This is a genomic window from Dictyoglomus thermophilum H-6-12 (genome assembly GCF_000020965.1).
GTDB classification, from domain to species: domain Bacteria; phylum Dictyoglomota; class Dictyoglomia; order Dictyoglomales; family Dictyoglomaceae; genus Dictyoglomus; species Dictyoglomus thermophilum.
In genome coordinates, this window is the sequence record NC_011297.1 from 648,539 (window position 1) to 668,825 (window position 20,287).

Genomic DNA, 20,287 nt, shown 5'->3' on the forward strand with positions numbered 1-20,287 from the left:
ATGAATATACTTTTCTTGGGAGATATAGTAGGAAGAATAGGCAGAAGGGGTGTAGGCCTTCTTCTGCCTCAGATAAAGAAAGAATATAAAATTGATCTTGTGTTGGCAAACATTGAGAATGCTGCCTCAGGTTTCGGTATTACCGAAAGCGTACTTAAAGAATTGATGGACTACGGTATAGATGCATTTACTAGTGGAAATCATATTTGGGATAAAAAAGAAGGCATTCCCTTATTAGATACCTATGAAAAAATATTAAGGCCAGCCAATTATCCTTTAGGAGTACCTGGAAGAGGTTATACTGTTTTAACACATTTGGACAAAAAAGTGGGTATAATTAATATACAAGGAAGAGTTTTTATGGAACCTATTGAGAATCCCTTTCATGTGGTTAAAAATATAGTTGAAGAAATGAAAAAAGATACTAAAATAATAATAGTAGATATACATGCTGAAGCAACGTCAGAAAAAATAGCTATGGGATATTTTTTAGATGGGATGGTTACAGCTGTTGTAGGAACACATACTCATGTGCAGACGGCTGATGAGAGGATTTTGCCTGGGGGGACAGGTTATATAACAGATCTTGGTATGTGTGGGGCTTTAGATTCAGTTTTAGGTGTTGAGAAGGAGGCTGTTCTTAAAAAATTTCTTCTCCAAATACCTCAAAAATTTAATGTACCAGAGAAAGGACTTTTTAAAATGGAAGGGGTGATTATAGAGGTAGAAGAAGAAAGTGGAAAAACAAAAAACATTATAAGGTTACAAAGGAGGGGAGAGATTAAATAATTTAAAAGTCAGCCATGGGAAGAACATATAAAGGAGGTAGGTTTATGGTAGAGGTATTAAAAGTTTCAGCCAAATCTAATCCTAATGCAGTAGCAGGTGCGTTAGCTGGTGTGATTCGTGAAAAAGGACGTGCAGAAATCCAAGTAATAGGAGCAGGAGCTGTGAACCAAGCTGTTAAAGCAATAGCTATCACAAGAGGGTATGTAGCTCCAAGTGGTATTGACTTAATTTGTATTCCAGCATTTACTGATGTACAAATTGATGGAGAAGAAAGAACAGCCATCCGTTTTATTGTAGAACCTCGATAAGGATTCTTGTTTAGAAAGTAAAAAGTAAAAGGTTAGAGAGGCAGAAGGAATTAATTCCTTCTGCCTCATAATTTTTTATAGTATATATTTATGGTATAATTCACAAGGAAAAAATGAGTAATGAAAGGAGAGGTTAAAAATATGAAGAAAGGAATTCATCCTGAATTAAAAAAAGCGAGAATTGTTTGTGCTTGTGGGGCAGTTTATGAAACATTATCTACAAAAGAATACATGACTGTAGAAATATGCTCAAAGTGTCATCCATTCTTTACTGGGCAGAGGAAATTTGTGGATACCGAAGGAAGAGTCGAGAGATTCGCTAAAAAATACAATTGGGAAATTAAGTAAAGTTGAGAGTCAAATTAATTTCTTATACGCCAGAGCCTGAAAAGGTATGTGCTCTGGCTATGCGTCTTTGCCATTATCAGGGAAATATTGAGGAGTTAGAAGAAAAACTAACTCCTGAGGAGATTTCTCGTCTACTTAATAAGGCTAAAAAGCTTCAACATATGTCTATATTCGAGCATGCCTCTTTTACCTTCTATATAGAGGGTGTGTCAAGGGTAACTACTCACCAGTTGGTTAGACATAGAATTGCTTCTTATTCTCAGCAGAGCCAAAGGTATGTGAAGATAAAGGATGAATATGTTATTCCTGAAACTATAGAAAAGGAAGAACAAAGGTTGAATATATATAGGGATTTAATTAATAAGGCTTTTGAGGCTTACGAAGAATTGGTAAAGCTTGGGGTCCCCAAAGAGGATGCAAGGTATCTCTTGCCCCAAGCTGTGGAGTCCAAGATTATAGTTACAATGAATGCTAGAGAGCTAATGCATTTTTTTACTCTAAGAACATGTAATTCTGCTCAGTGGGAGATAAGAGAACTTGCTTGGAAGATGCTGGATTTAGTAAAAAATGTAGCTCCTGTGATTTTCTCCGATGCTGGTCCTCCATGTTTTAGAGGGCCGTGTCCAGAAGGAAAAAATTGTATTCCGGAGAGAGGGTGAAAGAATATATGGAGATTTTAAATGGTCCTTCTGGATGGATAGAGGTAATATGTGGGGGAATGTATAGTGGTAAGAGTGAGGAGTTAATAAGAAGGGTAAGAAGAGCTCAGATAGCTAAACAGAAGGTTCAAGTTTTCAAGCATAGCTTAGATATAAGATATGATAAGGATTATGTTGCTTCTCATACAGGATTAAAAATAGAGGCGATTCCTGTAAGTAGTAGTGCTGATATAGAGAGATTAGTGGAGGATGATACTCAAGTAGTAGCTATAGAAGAAGGTCAGTTTTTTGATATGGGTATTGTAAAGGTTTGCCAAAGGCTTGCAGATAAGGGGAAGAGAGTTATAGTGGCTGGGCTTGATCAAGATTTCAGAGGTGAACCCTTTGGTCCTATGCCATATCTGATGGCTGTAGCAGAGTATGTAGATAAACTACATGCCATATGTATGAAATGTGGAAATGTGGCGAGTAGAACCCAGAGAATAATAGATGGAAAACCAGCTTACTATGATGATCCAATAATACTTGTAGGAGCCTTTGAGACCTATGAGGCAAGATGTAGGAATTGTCATATTGTATTAAGGAGAGACGAAAATGAAAAGTAAAAAAGATCTGGTAGGCGGACAGGCAGTATACGAAGGAGTAATGATGAGAAAAGGTATAGATATAGCGGTTGCTGTAAGAGACCCTGATGGACAGATTGTGATCAAGAAGGAAAGACTTCAACCTTATTTTAAAAAGTGGACTCAGATTCCCTTTTTAAGGGGTTTAATGATATTGATGGATTCTCTTTTTTGGGGTATCAAGGCTTTGAACTATTCTACCCAAGTGGCTTTTAAAGAGGAAGAAAAGATTGACAATAATTGGGAAATTGGTTTAGCTTTATTACTTGGTTTTGCTCTTTTTGTAGTTTTATTTATTGTTCTACCTTTGTTAATTGTGAGACCTATAGAAAGATATATCTCATCACAGATAATTATAAGGTTATTAGAAGGAATTGTTAGGCTTGTTATTTTTGTCCTTTATCTTTTTAGTATAACGAAGATAAAAGAGATTTATAGAGTGTTTCAGTATCATGGTGCTGAACATAAAACTGTCTTCTGTTATGAGGCAGGAGAGGAATTGACTGTTGAGAATTGTAGAAAATATTCTCGTTTTCATCCAAGATGTGGTACTTCTTTTCTGCTTGTGGTAATGCTTGTAAGTATAGTTGTATTTGCTTTTTTGGGACAACAGCCTTTCTTACTTAGAATTATTTCGCGAATACTTTTAATCCCCGTGATTTTTAGTTTATCTTATGAGATAATAAGAATAGGATCGCAGCATACTGATTCCTGGTTCTGGAAAATTATTCTTACTCCTGGATTATGGATGCAGTATTTTACTACAAAGGAACCTGATGATTATCAACTTGAGACAGCTATTGTTGCCTTGAAGGAGGTGACAGAGAAGGAATATGCTTCAGAAGTTGGTTCTTGATAAATTAGAAGAAATAGAAAAGAGATTTAAAGAGATAGAAAATCTTCTCACTAAAGAGGAGATCATTTCTGATTTAAGCAGATATCAGTCTTTGTTAAAAGAAAGAGCAAAGATAGAAGAGATAGTAGAGAAATTTAGTGAATATAAGAAACTGCTTAAAGAAAGAGAAGATCTCGAAGTTATGACTAAAGAAGAACAAGACGAGGATTTACGCTCTCTTGCAGAAGCAGAATTAGAAGAGATTGAAAAGAAACTTGAAAAAATCGAGTTTGATTTAAAGGCTCTTCTTTTGCCAAAGGATCCTAACGATGAAAAAAACATTATTATGGAGATAAGAGCAGGTACTGGGGGAGAAGAGGCTGCATTATTTGCTGCTGATCTTTTTAGAATGTATGTAGGATATGCCCAGAAAAAGGGATGGAAAGTAGAGATTGTTAGTTCCAACCCTACAGGACTTGGGGGATATAAAGAAATAATATTTATAGTTGAAGGAAAAGGAGCATACAGTAGACTAAAGTTTGAGAGTGGAGTGCATAGGGTTCAAAGAGTTCCCATAACGGAGTCCAGTGGAAGAATTCATACTTCTACTGCTACAGTAGCTGTACTTCCTGAGATGGAAGAGGTTGATGTTGAGATTGATCCTAAGGATCTCAGGATAGAGACTTTTAGATCAGGTGGAGCAGGCGGTCAGCACGTTAATAAGACCGAATCGGGTGTGAGAATTACTCATATCCCTTCTGGTATTGTAGTACAGTGCCAAGATGAGAGATCCCAACATCAAAATAGAGAAAAGGCAATGAAAGTCTTGAGGGCAAGACTTTACGAATATTATCAAAGAGAAAAGGAAAATGAGATTGCATCTCAAAGAAGACAGCAAGTAGGTACAGGAGAAAGAAGTGAAAAAATTAGGACTTACAATTTTCCTCAAAGAAGAGTAACAGATCACCGAATTAATTATTCCTCTTTCCAATTAGAAGAGGTATTATCGGGAGAGTTAGATGAGTTTATTGATAGATTGATTCTTGCTGAAAAAGAAGAGCAAATCAAGAAGTTATTTGAGGAAGTTGGCGCAACCTCTTAGAGAAGTTTTGATATGGTTGAAGAAGGAAATCGAGAAATTTAATCCTGAATCAGCATGGTTAGAAGCTGAACTATTAATAGCTTTTGTATTAAATAAGGAAAGAGCATTTATATATACAATTGATTTTTTAGAAGAAGAAAAAATAGAGGAAATCAAAAGGCTTCTAGATTTAAGAAAGAAAGGTATTCCTTTAAATTATATAATTAAGAAAAAAGAGTTTTACAATACCGAATTTTTTATTGAAAAAGGGGTCCTCATACCAAGAAATGAAACGGAAATATTAATAGAAGTTGCAAAAGATTCTATTTTGAGGGAAGGGTATTATAGAGTAGCAGAAGTTGGGGTTGGTAGTGGAAATATCTCTATAACTCTTGCTAAGGAGTTTGAGAACATAAAGATATATGCTTGTGATATATCTCCAAAGGCCATAAAAATAGCAAGGTTTAATGCTGAGATAAATAAGGTTTCTGATAAAATTGAGTTCTTTTATGGACCATTTATTTATCCCCTTATTTATAGAAATATCGATTTTGAAATCTTATTAAGTAATCCTCCTTATGTGGCTTCTTATGAATTTCCTTTTTTGCAAAAGGAAGTTAAAAGAGAACCATGGGAAGCTCTTTATGGAGGATGGGATGGATGTGAATTTTATAGAACTCTTTTTAAGATTTTGAAAGATAAAGGGAAGAAATTTGTGGCTATATTGGAAATATCTCCTTTTATATATAAAAAAGTTTTAAACATTGTAAAAAGATTTTTTAATAATGTAATAGTAGAATCTTTTGAAGATAGTTTAGGATATAAGAGGGTCTTGAGGGTCGTATGGCAATAGTATTAAAAGTAGATAAAGATAATCCAGATTTAGAGGCTTTAGAAAAAGCTGCACAAGTGCTTGATGCAGGGGGGCTTGTAGCTTTTCCTACGGAAACAGTTTATGGACTTGGAGCTGATGCTTTAAATCCAGAAGCAGTGAGGAAAATTTTCGTGGCAAAAGGCAGACCTCAAGACAATCCTATTATTGTTCATGTTGGCAAAAAGGAGCAAGTGTATAGTCTTGCTGAAAATGTCTCTCCTATAGCTGAAAGGCTTATGGAAAGGTTTTGGCCTGGACCTTTAACTTTAATATTTTATAAATCTAATCTTGTGAACGATATTGTTACTGCTGGAAGTCCTAAGGTTGGCATAAGACAGCCAATGAATAAAGTTGCTCTTAAGCTTCTTGAGATCTTTGGTAGACCTATTGCTGCTCCTTCAGCGAATGCTTCTGGAAGACCTAGTCCAACAAGAGCAGAACATGTTATTGAAGATTTGGGAGATAGAATTGATATGATAATAGATGGTGGAGAGGTGAGTTTTGGAGTAGAATCTACGGTGCTTGATGTGACCACAGATCCACCTATTATATATAGACCGGGTGCTTGTCCTAAAGAGGAAATTGAAAGAGTAATTGGAAGAAAAGTATTACTTTGGAGGGGAAAAAAGACAGAGGATATTCCATCTCCTGGGTTAAAGTACAGACATTATGCACCAAAAGTTCCTTTATATATTATTGAAGAGTTTAATGAAATATGGCAAAATAAAATAGATATCTGGCTAAAAGAAGGTAAAAAGGTGGGTATTTTGGTTTCGAAGGAAAATGAAGGTCTTTATCCTGATATTGTTAAAAAATACGTTGTAGGAAGCAGAAATAATCTGAAAGAAGTTGCTTTGAATTTATTTTTTTATTTACGTAAACTAGAAAAAGAAGTAGATATAATAATTTCAGAGTCTTTTCCTGAGGAAGGAATTGGTCTTGCCATAATGGATAGATTAAGAAGAGCAGCAGGAGAGGGATAAGATGAAGATAGTTTTTGTGTGCAGTGGAAATACATGTAGAAGTCCAATGGCAGAATATCTTTTTAGGGATATTGTAAAAAAGCTTAATCTCTCTAATATAGAGGTAACTTCTGCAGGTATTTTTACTTACGAGGGCAGGGAACCTTCATATCTTTCAGTAAAGGTAATGATAGAGCGAGGAATAGATATATCTTCTCATAGGTCTAGGAAGTTAACCTTTGACTTGATTAAAGAGGCTTCTTTAATTTACACTATGACTAAAGATCAATTATTCGTATTAGGGGAAATGTATCCTGAGTTCAAAAATAAAATTTTGACTCTTGGAGAAGAGGATATTGAGGATCCTTTTGGACTTGATATTGAAAAATATAGAGAAGTTCGTGATAAGATAGAAAAAGCAATAACAAAAATTGTTGAAAATTTGAAGGAGAGGGTAGTAAGATGAAAATTGCAATAGGAGCTGATCATGCGGGGTATATGTTAAAAGAAGAATTGAAACATTGGCTTGATGAATGGAATATTCCCTATCATGATTTTGGGACTTATTCTCCTGAAAGAGTAGATTACCCTGATTATGGAATCCTTGTGGCAAGGGCAGTTGCGAAAGGTGGTTTTGAAAAAGGAATTTTAATATGTGGTACAGGGATAGGTATGAGTATTGTAGCAAATAAAGTAAAAGGGATAAGAGCTGCGCTATGTAGAGATCCATATGAGGCAAAATTAAGTAGAGAACACAATGATGCTAACATATTAGCTTTAGGTGGTAGAATTTTAGGCTTTGATCTTGCAAAGGAGATAGTTAGGGTATGGTTAAACACTGAGTTTAGTGGGGGTAGACATAAGGTAAGAATAGATAAAATCTCGAGGATTGAGGAGGATGAGCTGTGAGGTATTTACCAGAGGTTGATCCTGAAATTTACGAGGCCATTAAGAGTGAGGAGTATAGAGAAGAATATCATTTAGAACTTATTGCTTCTGAAAATTTTGTGAGTAGAGCTGTTTTAGAGGCTCAAGGTTCTGTTCTTACCAATAAATATGCTGAAGGTTATCCCGGAAAGAGGTATTATGGTGGATGTATGTATGTGGATAAGGTAGAAGATATAGCAAGGGAGAGAGTAAAGACAATATATGGAGCTGAGCATGCTAATGTACAACCCCATTCAGGTAGCCAAGCCAATATGGCTGTTTATTTTGTGGTTTTAAATCCTGGAGATAATGTTCTGGGGATGAATCTTGCTCATGGTGGACACTTGACGCATGGAAGTCCTGTTAATTTTTCAGGAAAGTTATATAATTTTTATTTTTATGGCGTAGATAGAGATACGGAAATGATAAATTATGATTCAGTTTGGAACTTGGCAAAAGAGGTAAAACCTAAGCTAATAGTTGCTGGTGCAAGTGCTTATCCGAGAATTATAGACTTTGAAAAATTTGCTCAAATAGCAGAGGACGTAGGTGCTTATTTCATGGTAGACATGGCTCATATAGCTGGACTTGTTGCTGCAGGATTGCATCCATCTCCTGTTCCTTATGCGCATTTTGTTACGAGTACTACTCATAAAACCTTAAGAGGACCGAGGGGTGGATTTATTTTATGTAAAAAAGAATTTGCCAAGGAAATTGACAAGGCAGTGTTCCCAGGAATTCAAGGAGGACCCTTGATGCACGTGATAGCTGCTAAGGCAGTAGCCTTTAAAGAAGCAATGACCCCTGAATTTAAGGAATATCAGAAGCAGATAATTTTAAATGCAAAGGCTATGGCAGAAGAACTTATGAGATTAGGATATAGACTTGTGAGTGGTGGAACTGACAATCATCTCATGCTGGTAGATCTGAGGGATAAGGGAATAACTGGAAAAGAGGCAGAGAAAGCTCTGGAGGAGGCTGGTATAACTGTGAATAAGAATGCAATACCTTTTGATCCTCAACCTCCTACAGTAACTAGTGGAATTAGGATAGGTACTCCTGCATTAACTACTCGTGGAATGAAAGAAGATGAGATGAGATATGTAGCAAGGTTGATTCATGAGGTTCTTTCAAACTTTAAGGATAGTAAAGTGAAAGAAAAGGTTAAAAAAGAAGTAGAAGAACTTTGTAAACAATTTCCAATTTATAGAAAGGAGAATTAAGAAATGGTTATAGTTGTGGATCATCCTTTAGTTCAGCATAAGCTGACAAAACTTAGAGATAAAAACACAGGTCCCAAAGAATTTAGAGAGCTTCTTTTTGAAATCTCTAGTCTTATGTTATACGAGGTCACAAAAAATTTGCCTACAAAGGAGGTAGAGGTAGAAACTCCTTTAGGTATAGCAAAGGGAAAAGTTTTAGATAATAAAGATTTAGCTATTGTTCCAATCTTAAGGGCTGGACTTGTAATGGCTGATGGTATGTTGCAAATTCTTCCTTCGGCAAAAGTGGGACATATTGGACTTTATAGAGATCCTGAAACTTTAAAACCTGTTCAATATTATACAAAGCTTCCCGAGGATATAGATAAGAGAGAGGTTATAGTTGTAGATCCTATGCTTGCCACTGGTGGTTCTGCAGTGGCAGCTATTTCAATTTTAAAGGCTAAAGGAGTTAAAGATATTAAGTTCGTATGTATTATAAGTGCTCCAGAGGGAATAGAGACTTTAAGAAATAGTCATCCTGATGTTGATATATATACTGCTGCTATAGATGAAAGGTTAAATGATCATGGGTATATTATACCGGGGTTAGGCGATGCAGGAGATAGGCTCTTTGGAACAAAATGAAATGATAGGTGATCTACATGTGAGAAAAGACAAGTTTGTCATTGAGGGAGGACACAAACTTAGGGGAGAAATAGAGATATGGGGAAGCAAAAATGCTTCTTTACCCATAATGGCTGCCTCTGTTTTGAACTCTGGTGATTTAATTCTTGATAATGTGCCTCCTGTTAAAGACAACATCACTATGGCTGAGATATTAAAATTTTTAGGAATGGAAGTAGAATTTCTTGGTGGCGATAGATTACATATAAAGGGTGAACCTAAGGGATGGAGAGCTCCATATGAACTTGTTTCTAAAATGAGAGCATCTTTTGAATTGATGGGACCTTTACTTGCTCGTTTTGGAGAAGCGGAAATTCCTTACCCAGGTGGTTGTAGAATAGGGCTGAGACCAGTAGACTTACATATTAAGGGTTTTGAAAGTTTAGGGGCAGAGGTTACAGTTGAAAAGGGTTATGTATGCGCAAGAGCTAAAAAAGGATTAAAAGGTACAAAAATACATTTAGATAAGCCGAGTGTAGGAGCTACAAGGAATATAATGATGGCTGCAGTTATGGCAGAGGGAGAGACAGTTATTGAAAATGCTGCTTGCGAGCCCGAAGTAGTAGATTTAGGGAACTTCTTAAGGATGATGGGGGCAGAGATTGAAGGATTAGGGACATCTACTATTTATATAAAAGGTAAAAAAGAGTTAAAGCCTGTAGACTACTATAAAGTTATTCCTGATAGAATTGCAGCAGGGACTTTTATTATTGCTGGGGTAATGTTGGGAAAAGATCTAATTATAAAAAATGTTGAACCTGAACATTTACAAAGCTTATTTATAAAGCTAAAAGAAGCTGGAGTGGAGAGTTTTCAAATCAAGGAGAGAGAAGTAAGAGTTAAGGCAGCAAAAAATTGGAAAGGTATAGAGGTAACTACAATGCCTTATCCTGGTTTTCCTACTGATCTTCAGCCTCAAATGATGGTATTTTTAAGTCTTGCTCAAGGGAGTAGTTTGATTGTAGAAACAGTTTTTGAAAATAGATTTCTTCACGTAGGAGAACTATTACGTCTTGGTGCTAAGATAAGTATAGATGGTAGAACAGCATTAATTCAGGGTGTGGAAAAACTTAAAGGGGCACCTGTAGAGGCCACAGACTTAAGAGCTGGTGCTGCTCTTGTGCTTGCAGGGTTGGTGGCTGAGGGAATTACTGAGGTTTTAGATGTGGGAGAACATATTGATAGGGGTTATGTAGCCTTAGAGGATAAACTATCGAGTTTGGGTGCTAAGATTAAAAGGGTCTATTATGAAGAAAGTAACTAAAGTTTTATTAATCTTTACTTCTATATTAATCTCTTTAATATTTTTTGTAATTATTACCTCTCCTTTTTGGGTCAAACCATTGATTTATTATATTCTTGAGAAGAATTTCGGGAATTATATAAGGGCTGAAGATGTAAGGTATATTTTTCCAAATAAACTACAAATATCTACTTTAGAAATAGGAGATTTTGCTAGTTTTTCTAATGCAAGTATTTCTCTGCAAAATCTTATAAAACTTTCTCCTGTTAATATAGAATTGACTAAGCCTAAAATAACTGTTATTCACAATGAAAAGGGAGAATGGATTTTTCCTCAAATACCGGGAATTGATGCCTCTAAGCCTGGAGGCTCAAGCAGTATAAATGTAGAGATAAAGGCAAAGATTAAGGATGGAATAGTTATTGTTAGAGATTTAAGGATTAAGAAAGATATAGAGATCGGAAAGGTAAATGGTGACTTGAGTTGGAAAAACCAAGTTATTACTTATAGTGTGTCTACTTTTATTGATAATCAACAAATAAAAAGTTATGGTAATTATGACTTCTCTAAGGAAAAAGGCAGTCTAACCTTTGAGTTTAAGAATGCTTTGGCTAATGTATGGGCTCCAATTTTTCTATCTGATATATTTCAGATCGAAAAAGGTTATTTTACTGGGTGGATAAATACTCAGGGGGAGAAAAGTTTTTGGTCTGCAACTGGAGAAATTAATGCATCCAAAGTTGAGGGTAAGATTGCTTCTTTTAGTCCTAAATTCGCAGATGTGAGTACAAAGGTGAAAATTGAAGGAGAAAATATAACAATCCTTGAGGGGAAAGGTAAACTCTGGGAAGCAGATATAAAATTTTTAGGTAAAGTTTCTCCCACACCTAACTTAAGTATAAGTTTTGGAAATTTAAATTTAGAAAAAGTAGATAAAGAATTTTTCAAAAATAGTATCAATTTAAAAGGAAATGCAAAAGGTGAAATTCTTATCTCTGATTCTTGGGAAGAAACTGTGGTAAAAGGTTATATTGTTGCTGAAAAAGGTTCTATATATAATTTTGTTTTTGATAGCATAAGGGTGAATACAGACTCAAAATTGCCTTTGATAAGTTTAGAGATTTTAGGGAATCTTGATGTTGGTTCTTTAACAGGAAAGGCCTCTTTGAATTTAAAGAGTGGTTTTATTACCTTAAAACTTGATGCTAATAATATCAAGGTAGAAAAGATAGCAGAGGTCTTTAATCTTCCTAAAATGGAGGGAAAAGGAGACGTTATAATAGAGGCCAAGAAGGATAAGAAGTGGAAAATATTGGTAAGTGGTGTTATTGAGAATGGTAGGCTCGGAGAATACTCTGCAGAAAATATTAAATTTAACTTCGAAAATGAAGATATAGACTTCAATTTACCCCTTGGTGATAGTTTTTTTTTCCAAAGAGGTTAAAAATTGAAATTTTAGGGTTTTCTTTTAAGGGTTTACAGGCTAACGGAAATTTATTTTTCTCCAAAACCTCATTAAGCTCTAAGATATATAATCTCAGCGGAAAGGTTCTTTTCTCCGGTTTAGGTGTATTATGGATTTATGGTAAGTATGATTTTGATAAGCCTTATGGTGATATATCTTTAATTTCTTCAGATTTTAATTTAAAGGATCTAAAATCTCTGTTAGGATTAAACATACCAGAAATAGAGAGTAGGGTTTACTTTAGGGGAAAAATTACAGGAGATTTATTTCACTCTCCAAATTATAATGCAAGTCTTTATTTAAAGGGGATTAAGATAAGCAATTTTAATGTTGATAGAATTAATCTTCACCTTAAAGGTAAAGACATAAATAACCTAGATCTTTCTATAAGTGGAAAATATGGTAACAATTTTTTGTTGGGTAAAGGAAAATTTAGTTATAGTAATTTTAAATTTGATGTAAAAGGGAGGATTAATTGGCAAGATCAGATTAAGTTTAGTCCTTATTTTTTATTTACAGGTGATCTTTCTTCATGGAATTTGGAAATATATCTGAAAAATTCTAGTCTAAAATATAATAACTACATGTTTAGAATTTCAGATCTTAACTTGAGGACTGATAGTAATAGAAATATAGAAGGACATATTTTTTTAATTGACGGAGAGCAATTTGCATATATTGGGCTTAATGGAAATTGGGATGAGTGGAAATTAACCTTTTGGGGAGAAAATATAAAGGTATTAGGTGAAAAGATAAAAGTGATAAAGGTGAATTTAGATAGTAGTTTTTCTGGAGATTTTAATATTAAAGTTGGAGATTACTTGTTGAAAAGTGATTTTGGTCTATCTTTAGATAGCAAATTTATTAATCTCAAAAACTTTTACTTTGATAAGTATTATTTGGGTGATATAAAGCTTTCCTTGGAAAATAACATCCTTAATATAGATGGGCAGATTCTTCAAGGTTTTGTCAGAGGATACTATAAAATCGGAGAAAGCGGTAATTTGGATTTTTCAGATATAAGATTTGGTGATTTGAAGGTCTCAGGTACTGTTAATATTAGAAAAGATGGACTTATTTTTAAGATTCCTAAGTTAAATTTTAGCGGGTTAGATCTTGAAAATATTCAGTGTAAGCTTGATTTTGAGGAACCTAATCATGTGAAGGAATTTTCGGTGGAGATGCCTTTTAATATAAGGGTATATGGAGATTTTAATCTTGAAAGTGGTTATGTTAAGTCGCTATTGTACATAAAAATGAAAGAAAAAGAGATTGGGTTCTTAAACCTTAAAGGAGATTTTGAGAAACTAAGTTTTATAGGTAATATATTTGCTGGAAGTGTTGAGGGTTATTATGATTTTAAAGAGAATTCTGCTATTTTGGATGTAAAAAATCTTAGCTTATCTGAGATTGACAGTAATTTTTATGGAAATCTCGAGGATTTTTCTGCTACTTTTAAAGAAGGATTTTTATCTTTTAAAGGAAATAGTACGAAAATGGGTTTTAAAGGAAATAGTATTGAAAATGTCTCCTTTAAAGGAAGTTATAAGGAAGACTTAAAATTTAATCTTACTGCTTCTTATTCTATGTTTGACTTCTCTTTAAATGGGACTTTTAACTTTAGAGGTGGAAATAGATTTACTCTGTCTTTAAGACCTAAAGAGGGCAATTTCAACGAAGTTTTGTCTAAGGTTCTCTCATTGGATTTTATTGGAGAGGTGGATAAAGACTTTAAGAATATAAGGCTCACATTGAATAAAGATGATATTAAGTTTTTAAAATCAGGCAATATTAATATTGATGTTCAGAATAGTGTTTTGATGGGGAATGTTATTGTAGGGGAAAGGGGAGAGATAAACTTAAAATTGGGTTTTGATGGAAATGGATTAGTAAATCTAAAGGATATTTCTCTTTCGTTCCTTGAGGATTTAGATATTTCGGGTTTTGAGGGTTCAATTTCAGGACTTTTAAGATTGGAGAAATGGGATATACCTGATTTTGAACTTGATGCAGTTAATTTAAGAATTAAAAATTTTAATGAAAAGAGCATAAATTTATCTTTGAAGGGAGTAAAAGATAGAAATGGCTATCTATTAAGTGGAGATATCTCTAAACTTTCGGAAAAGCCTGCGAAAATTAACGGGGTTTTTAGTCCAAAAGACTTTAATCTGCAAGTAAGTTTTACAGATTTAAAGTTCTTGGAAGATTTTATTAGCAAAGATTTGATTGCCGAAGGTGATTTAAAGAGTGGAGTGTTAAGATTAGATGTAGATGGAGATTTAAGCAATATAAATCTTTATGGTAAACTAACGTGGAGTAATCCCTTAGTATTTAAATACGTTAAGGATAAAATTTATGGTGGAAATTTTCAGCTTAATTACAATAATGGTGAATTAAAATTGACGGATTTAGAGATCAATGCTTTTTCTAGTAAGCTAAAGATTCATGGAGTAATCTCTCCTTTATTTAGTCTTTATGGGAATGTTAGTAGCCTTTGTCTTTCCTCTCCTGATATAGGGAACGGATATTTGGCTGGAGATTTTAAAATAACAAAGGATAAAGATATATATACTATAAATGGAACACTTAAAGTGAGTAATTCTCATATATATTTCCCTAAAAATACAAATATCAGCCTCAACAATTTCAAACTAAATCTTCCTTTAAGTTTAGATTTGGAGTTAAAGTTAGAGGATAATATTTTATTTTCTGATCCAGGTCTTTTATATCTATATCTTAAGGGTAATGTTTTTATAAAAGGTAATATTAATATGCCACTACTTGATGGTAAAATAGAGTTTGTAAATGGAAATATAAATATTCTTGGTAATGATTTTATAGTAAATGATGGCTATATTAGATTTCCAGGTTTGAGTTTTAATGAGAATATATGGGAAGTATCAGCCTCAAAGATAATTCAAGGATATAATGTGATTTTAAAGGGTATAAGTTTTATGGGGAATTCTTCTTTTATTTTTAGTTCCGATCCTCCACTTTCACTAAGGGAGATATTATTCTTACTCTTAGGTCAAAAAAATCTTCCTATTGTGAAGGAGGAAAACTGGACTTTATCGACAATCTTGGAGAGTATTCCTCAAGGAGTAGAAGGGGTTGTGAGCTCTGCTTTTAGTAGTTACATACTTTCTCCTTTACTAAGTGAGTTTGAAAAAATACTAAAAATGGATAGAATAAAAGTTGAATACACTTTAGAAGGTTTGATACCAAGGTGGAAGAGTATTTCTTTTGAAAGAGTTCTTTTTAGCAATTTAAGTTTAAATGTAGTCTATTATTTGGAAGGAGATAATCTATGGAGTACTCAGTTGACCTATAAATTTAATGAGAATTTGTATTTTAAACTATATACCTCTCCTAAAACGGAGTTCTCTTTTAGCTTTGAATATGGAACTCAATTTTAAAGAAAGGGAAGGTGATGGGGTTGAATAAGAAGTTTCTCTTCTTTATTGCTTTTATTTTTGCTTTAATTTGCTTTACTTTTGCCCAAAGTGAGTACAAAATTGAGGATATCGTTATAAAAGGAAATCAAAAGATTTCAACTCAAGAAATATTAAATATGGTTGGCGTAAGTAAAGGGGCAAATATTACCGATGATCAGATTAATAAGATAAAAGAAAAGCTTGATAATTCCACATACTTCCTTTCTGTGGTAATAAATAAACTTTCTGGTAAAAGTGGGATAATACTTGAGATAAATGTTGTAGAATCCCCATTTTTGATTTTTATTAATGGTATCTCTTTCCAGGGTTTGCAAAGAATCAGCGTAAAGGAACTTCAGAATCTTATAATTTTACCCGCTATTGGGTGGACTACAGACGAGAGAATATGGGAGCAAAAGAGGAAGTTTATGTCTACGGGATATTTCTCAAAGGTGGATGTTAACGAAGTAAAATCCGGAGAGGGTTTTATTGTAATTTTCAATTTTCAAGAAAATCCTGTTCTAGAAAAGATAGAAGTTAAAGGCTTACAGAATTTAAGAAAAGAAGATGTTTTATCTATGATTGGGATTAAGGAAGGAATGTTAATATCAGAAGATGATTTGATGGCTAAAAAAGAAGAGATAATAAGCTCAAATATGTTTTCAAAGGTAGAATTTAATATAACTAAAAAGGAAAATAAACTTTATCTAACTATTAACTTGGAGGAAAATCCACTTGTTTCTAAAGTGGGCTTGATTGGTAATAATAAGTCTAATATAAAAGATATTCAGGCAATCCTTTCTATAGTTGGGGATATTTCGGAAAATACCATTATTTCAAAAAGTAGTATTTATTATTCTGAAGAGTTAATATCTTTATGGAAGGCTAAATTATTAGAAACGGGATATTTTAAGAAGGTTGAACTAAATCCAAAAAGAGTGAATGAAAGGTCAGTAGAGGTTGAGATCACAGTTGTAGAAAATCCATGGGTTGTAGCTATAGATGTTAAGGGACTAGTTAACCTTAAGAAAGAGAAGGTTATGGAAGTTATTTCGGGAAGAGGTAGAGGATTCTTAAATGATAACTACTTAAATGAACTGAAAGAAAAATTGCTAAGTACTGGTTGGTTTTCTTCTGTTGACACTAAGTATGTTATAACTCCTAATAACTATGCATATATTACTTTAACAGTGGTAGAGAATCCTATTTTAAAAAGCATTACATATTCAGGGTTAAGGCTTATTCCTGAAAAGGAAATTAAAAAGTACCGTATCTTAAAAGAAGGAGATTTTATTTCCGATGATAGGATAGAGGAACAAATTACAAAATTTGAAAATATGGGGTATTTTTCCAAAGTAAGTGTGGAAAAGAGTGTAGAGAATGATAAAGTGAGTCTTAATTTTATCTTTAATGAAAATCCAGAAGTTAAAAAAATTGTTTTTGAGGGGCTTTTGGGGGTATCAGAAAAGGAACTGAGACAAGTTTTGCTAAATAAAGAGGGATTACCTTTTAATTCGGTATTTTTAGATAAAGATGTTCAAAGTATTTTGAATCTATTGCAGAGCAAGGGGTATGTTTTTGCTTCTATTCAAAATGTAGTTTTCAACAATGAGGGAGAATTAATCTTTTACTTTAAAGACTATAAAGTAGAAGATATTCAGGTAGAGATAATACCCTCAACTGAAACTTCCGTTTTAAGTTTTCTTGCCATATTTAGAAGACCTACAGACAAGAACGTAGTAAAGAGAGAAATATCTTTGTCGGTGGGAGAATCGGTAAATATAGAGAAGATAAAGTCTGATCTTCAAAGGATATATAATGTGGGGATATTTGAAGATGTCTCAGTTAGATTTGATAAAGGAAGTACTGAGGATAGTGTGAAAGTGGTTTATGTTGTAAAAGAGAAACTTTCGGGTTCTTTTAATTTTGGTGGTGGATATGCAACCGATGTAGGATTATATGGATTTGTTGAATACAAAGAGAAAAATTTATTTGGAAAAGCTCAACAGCTAAGTTTACAGCTCTCTTTGACTTCTTTGGCTAAAATTAATTATCAGTTAACTTTTATAGATCCATGGTTTTTAGGGGGTAGAAATGCCTTCCAGTTAGATCTTTATGACAAAAAAGTAAATATTACTGATGCTACAACTTCCTCTACTTCTACTTTTGAAAAGGCAGGAGGGGCTTTTTCTTTTTCTTATCCTCTTGAGAATTTCTGGAGCATAAGCCTAGGCTTCAAATATGAGAGTATTACTCCCATAGAATCATCCACAATGACGACCTCTACCACTGTGGGAAGCTTCAATGTAGGATTGTGGAGGGATACTCGTGATTTCTATTTGAATCCTACACAGGGTTCTAGACAAGCTATTAGTATTGAGTTTGCAGGAGGAGGCAGTGAATCTAATTTCATAAAATATAATGTGGATCTGCAATGGCATCTTCCTCTAACAAATAGAGAAAGTCCTATCTCTATTTCTCAGCAAAAGGAAAGGCAAGTTTTGTCTCTAAAGATAGGATTTGGTTTTGAAGAAGGAAATTTTCCATCCACAGAACTTTTTACTCTTGGAGGCACAAGTACGATAAGAGGTTTCTCTGATAACATCTTTAAGGGAGATACATACCTTCTTTTTAATATGCAATATAGAATCCCGTTAGGAAATAATTTATACGGTGTTTTATTTGTAGATTCAGGAAGTGCTTGGTATAGACAGGATGTAACTTCATTGACAGATATTAAATTTTACACAGGCATTGGTTTAGGACTTAGATATGATACTCTTATTATTCCTATAAGAATTGACTTTGGTTATAATTTTGGAAATGATCCTATAGCTCCTAATACTAAATGGAGAGTACACTTTAGTTTTGGTGATATTTTTTAGAAGAAATGGAGGGGTATAAATTGAGGAAGATTATTATTTTTACAATACTTATTTTTGGACTTTTAGGAGTGATATATGGGGATGAAAATTTTCTTATACAGGGAATAGTATTTGATGGTGTAAAAAATGTACCTTATGATGTTCTGCAAAATAGCATTAATATAAAGGTTCTTAATACCTACTCAAAGGATTATATTGAGAAGGAAGTACAAAAACTTTTGAAAACTGGCTATTTTAAATATCTGAGCTATGAACTTATTAAAAGAGATGTAGGATACGAATTAGTAATCCATGTGGAAGAATTACCACTTATTTCTAAAATTGTATTTCCTGATACTAAACTTGTTTCTGTAGAGGAGATAAAAGGCATTCTTTATAGTAAAGAAAGAGGATTTTTTAATGAAGAAAAAACTAAAGAGGATTGCAGTAAGATTGAGGAATATTACTCAAAGAAGGGATTTGTTTTAGCAAAGAAACCAGAGTATTTCTTTAAGGATAACGTATTAACCTTTACCTGGGAGGAGCTTCCTCCTATAGGTAGAATTGAAGTAAAAGCAAAGAGTTATTGGGAAGAACCTTTAATAAAGCGTTACCTTAAAATAAATGTTGGCGATTATTTAAATATGAATAAAATAGAGGAGCTAAACGACCTCTTTAACAAGAAAAATATAAAGATCAAAGTTCAACCAGAGTGGAAGATTGAAAAAGAGAGTACTATTTTATATCTTAACGTGGTATATTTACCCCCTCGAGAAATATCTCTTTCTTATAATTACAATGAATCCACCGATCTAAGTTTAGGATATTTTTGGGGAAATGTTGGTTATATAAAAGGATTTGTGTCTTCTAATCTTCAGGGAAGTATTGATTATGGGATTAGTTTGCAAAGTTATTATCTTGATTTGAATATAAACAATAAAGACTACAGTGTTGCTTTAAAAAGACAGATGTCAAAAACAAATAATATTGAAGCGGAGTTAGGATATAGAGGGAGTTTTGTGATAAATGATAAGGCTTTGTTTATTTATTTTACTCAAGATTTATTAAAAACTGATAATAATGTACCAGAGTCTGGAAGATATGTGAGGATAGGTTTGGATTTCCATGGTGGTGGATCTTTATTCAATTTCTCAATCTTATCTTTTGAGGGTAAATATTATCTGACTTTAGGACAAGGATTAGATAGAAAGATAATTGGATTTGAAGGTGATTTAAAATATCCTTTGGGTAATTCTCCAGAAAGTGGAAATTTAGGGATAAGGTTATTGTATACTATACCCTTAGGAAATAACGCATATGTAAGTTTAAAAGTAGGAGGTGGTAGTAATTTTGATAATTTAAGTTCGCTTTCAGATTTAAAATTTAATATTTTAGGTGGTATTGATTTAGTTAGTTCTCAAAGATTTGTGGATTACTCTATAAATTTAGAAAGTGATTTTGTGAATATCTTGAAGTTTAAAGCTGAGACAAAAATAAAATTTTAGGAGGCGTATAAAATGAAGAAATATGGATTTTTAGCTTTAGTTCTATTAATCTCAGTAGCCTTTGTTTTCGTTGGTTTAAAGATTGTTGGAGCACAAACTCAACAGCCCAAGATAGCCTATATTGATGAAGATAAACTTCTTAGAAATTATCAGCCCTTTATGAATGCTTACAATAAGTATCAACAGGAATACCAAGATAGGTTAAATAAGATAGCAGAGGCTCAAAAGGCAGGAAAGTCTCAGGATGAAATTAAAAAGTTGTCAGATCAGTATGATAAAGAATTAGAACCTTACAAACAGGCAGTACAGAAGGTATTGGAAAATTTGAGAAAGACTTTAGATGGTATTTTTGCTGATCTTTCTAAAAAAGAGGGATATATAGCAGTTCTAACCAAGTCCGTTCAGGGGCAAGATGTAGTTATATGGGGTGGTGTTGATATTACAGATAAAGTCATAAAAATACTTTCAGGTAGTAAATAGA

General features: G+C 33.4%; 19 protein-coding genes. All 19 read left to right on the forward strand.

Annotated elements, in window-relative coordinates:
* The 19 genes from DICTH_RS03055 to DICTH_RS03145 all read left to right on the forward strand — a co-directional run bounded on the left by DICTH_RS03055 (position 1) and on the right by DICTH_RS03145 (position 20,286).
* Positions 1 to 789, forward strand: coding sequence for a TIGR00282 family metallophosphoesterase (locus DICTH_RS03055; RefSeq protein ID WP_012547352.1), 789 nt, complete (start codon positions 1 to 3; stop codon positions 787 to 789).
* Between the two features lie 44 nt (positions 790 to 833).
* Complete coding sequence (locus DICTH_RS03060) at positions 834 to 1,097, forward strand: stage V sporulation protein S (RefSeq protein ID WP_012548757.1); 264 nt, start codon at positions 834 to 836, stop codon at positions 1,095 to 1,097.
* Positions 1,098 to 1,238: 141 nt separating this feature from the next.
* The gene (gene rpmE / locus DICTH_RS03065) at positions 1,239 to 1,445 is read left to right on the forward strand and encodes a 50S ribosomal protein L31 (RefSeq protein ID WP_012547835.1); all 207 of its coding nucleotides are present in this window, start codon (positions 1,239 to 1,241) and stop codon (positions 1,443 to 1,445) included.
* 2 nt (positions 1,446 to 1,447) lie between these two features.
* The gene (gene thyX / locus DICTH_RS03070; RefSeq protein WP_012547017.1) at positions 1,448 to 2,104 is read left to right on the forward strand and encodes an FAD-dependent thymidylate synthase; all 657 of its coding nucleotides are present in this window, start codon (positions 1,448 to 1,450) and stop codon (positions 2,102 to 2,104) included.
* Positions 2,105 to 2,112: 8 nt separating this feature from the next.
* Entirely contained in the window at positions 2,113 to 2,709 is a 597-nt protein-coding gene (locus DICTH_RS03075; protein WP_012547885.1) for a thymidine kinase, read from the forward strand.
* Complete coding sequence (locus tag DICTH_RS03080) at positions 2,699 to 3,583, forward strand: DUF1385 domain-containing protein (protein ID WP_012547205.1); 885 nt, start codon at positions 2,699 to 2,701, stop codon at positions 3,581 to 3,583. The genes DICTH_RS03075 and DICTH_RS03080 overlap by 11 nt, the downstream gene beginning before the upstream one ends.
* Positions 3,561 to 4,664, forward strand: coding sequence for a peptide chain release factor 1 (prfA, locus tag DICTH_RS03085; RefSeq protein ID WP_012548179.1), 1,104 nt, complete (start codon positions 3,561 to 3,563; stop codon positions 4,662 to 4,664). Before DICTH_RS03080 ends, prfA begins: the two co-directional genes overlap by 23 nt.
* Positions 4,648 to 5,496, forward strand: coding sequence for a HemK/PrmC family methyltransferase (locus DICTH_RS03090; RefSeq protein ID WP_041723194.1), 849 nt, complete (start codon positions 4,648 to 4,650; stop codon positions 5,494 to 5,496). The genes prfA and DICTH_RS03090 overlap by 17 nt, the downstream gene beginning before the upstream one ends.
* Complete coding sequence (locus DICTH_RS03095; RefSeq protein ID WP_012548318.1) at positions 5,487 to 6,500, forward strand: L-threonylcarbamoyladenylate synthase; 1,014 nt, start codon at positions 5,487 to 5,489, stop codon at positions 6,498 to 6,500. The genes DICTH_RS03090 and DICTH_RS03095 overlap by 10 nt, the downstream gene beginning before the upstream one ends.
* Position 6,501: 1 nt before the next feature.
* Complete coding sequence (locus DICTH_RS03100; protein WP_012547509.1) at positions 6,502 to 6,945, forward strand: low molecular weight protein arginine phosphatase; 444 nt, start codon at positions 6,502 to 6,504, stop codon at positions 6,943 to 6,945.
* Positions 6,942 to 7,388: a ribose 5-phosphate isomerase B gene (gene rpiB / locus DICTH_RS03105; protein ID WP_012548727.1), complete on the forward strand. Its 447-nt coding sequence runs from the start codon at positions 6,942 to 6,944 to the stop codon at positions 7,386 to 7,388. Before DICTH_RS03100 ends, rpiB begins: the two co-directional genes overlap by 4 nt.
* Positions 7,385 to 8,629, forward strand: a complete 1,245-nt coding sequence (locus DICTH_RS03110) for a serine hydroxymethyltransferase (RefSeq protein ID WP_012548053.1) — start codon at positions 7,385 to 7,387, stop codon at positions 8,627 to 8,629. The genes rpiB and DICTH_RS03110 overlap by 4 nt, the downstream gene beginning before the upstream one ends.
* 3 nt (positions 8,630 to 8,632) lie before the next feature.
* Positions 8,633 to 9,256, forward strand: a complete 624-nt coding sequence (gene upp, locus DICTH_RS03115; protein WP_012547597.1) for a uracil phosphoribosyltransferase — start codon at positions 8,633 to 8,635, stop codon at positions 9,254 to 9,256.
* A 1-nt stretch (position 9,257) separates the two neighbouring features.
* Positions 9,258 to 10,559, forward strand: a complete 1,302-nt coding sequence (gene murA / locus DICTH_RS03120; protein ID WP_041723523.1) for a UDP-N-acetylglucosamine 1-carboxyvinyltransferase — start codon at positions 9,258 to 9,260, stop codon at positions 10,557 to 10,559.
* Complete coding sequence (locus DICTH_RS03125) at positions 10,543 to 11,982, forward strand: AsmA family protein (protein WP_012547719.1); 1,440 nt, start codon at positions 10,543 to 10,545, stop codon at positions 11,980 to 11,982. The genes murA and DICTH_RS03125 overlap by 17 nt, the downstream gene beginning before the upstream one ends.
* A 434-nt stretch (positions 11,983 to 12,416) precedes the next feature.
* Entirely contained in the window at positions 12,417 to 15,419 is a 3,003-nt protein-coding gene (locus DICTH_RS03130; protein ID WP_236608279.1) for a translocation/assembly module TamB domain-containing protein, read from the forward strand.
* Positions 15,420 to 15,433: 14 nt separating this feature from the next.
* Positions 15,434 to 18,322, forward strand: coding sequence for an outer membrane protein assembly factor (locus tag DICTH_RS03135; protein WP_012548006.1), 2,889 nt, complete (start codon positions 15,434 to 15,436; stop codon positions 18,320 to 18,322).
* A 20-nt stretch (positions 18,323 to 18,342) separates the two neighbouring features.
* Positions 18,343 to 19,806, forward strand: coding sequence for a POTRA domain-containing protein (locus DICTH_RS03140; protein ID WP_012547755.1), 1,464 nt, complete (start codon positions 18,343 to 18,345; stop codon positions 19,804 to 19,806).
* A gap of 12 nt (positions 19,807 to 19,818) precedes the next feature.
* Entirely contained in the window at positions 19,819 to 20,286 is a 468-nt protein-coding gene (locus tag DICTH_RS03145) for an OmpH family outer membrane protein (protein WP_012548175.1), read from the forward strand.
* Position 20,287 lies beyond the last annotated feature (1 nt).

Bases quoted from the DNA above. Each gene is read 5' to 3' on its own strand.
- DICTH_RS03055 (WP_012547352.1), top strand. From the start codon at position 1: ATGAATATACTTTTCTTGGGAGATATAGTAGGAAGAATAGGCAGAAGG.
- DICTH_RS03060 (WP_012548757.1), top strand. From the start codon at position 834: ATGGTAGAGGTATTAAAAGTTTCAGCCAAATCTAATCCTAATGCAGTA.
- rpmE (WP_012547835.1), top strand. From the start codon at position 1,239: ATGAAGAAAGGAATTCATCCTGAATTAAAAAAAGCGAGAATTGTTTGT.
- DICTH_RS03075 (WP_012547885.1), top strand. From the start codon at position 2,113: ATGGAGATTTTAAATGGTCCTTCTGGATGGATAGAGGTAATATGTGGG.
- DICTH_RS03080 (WP_012547205.1), top strand. From the start codon at position 2,699: ATGAAAAGTAAAAAAGATCTGGTAGGCGGACAGGCAGTATACGAAGGA.
- prfA (WP_012548179.1), top strand. From the start codon at position 3,561: ATGCTTCAGAAGTTGGTTCTTGATAAATTAGAAGAAATAGAAAAGAGA.
- DICTH_RS03095 (WP_012548318.1), top strand. From the start codon at position 5,487: ATGGCAATAGTATTAAAAGTAGATAAAGATAATCCAGATTTAGAGGCT.
- DICTH_RS03100 (WP_012547509.1), top strand. From the start codon at position 6,502: ATGAAGATAGTTTTTGTGTGCAGTGGAAATACATGTAGAAGTCCAATG.
- rpiB (WP_012548727.1), top strand. From the start codon at position 6,942: ATGAAAATTGCAATAGGAGCTGATCATGCGGGGTATATGTTAAAAGAA.
- upp (WP_012547597.1), top strand. From the start codon at position 8,633: ATGGTTATAGTTGTGGATCATCCTTTAGTTCAGCATAAGCTGACAAAA.
- murA (WP_041723523.1), top strand. From the start codon at position 9,258: ATGATAGGTGATCTACATGTGAGAAAAGACAAGTTTGTCATTGAGGGA.
- DICTH_RS03125 (WP_012547719.1), top strand. From the start codon at position 10,543: ATGAAGAAAGTAACTAAAGTTTTATTAATCTTTACTTCTATATTAATC.
- DICTH_RS03135 (WP_012548006.1), top strand. From the start codon at position 15,434: ATGGGGTTGAATAAGAAGTTTCTCTTCTTTATTGCTTTTATTTTTGCT.
- DICTH_RS03145 (WP_012548175.1), top strand. From the start codon at position 19,819: ATGAAGAAATATGGATTTTTAGCTTTAGTTCTATTAATCTCAGTAGCC.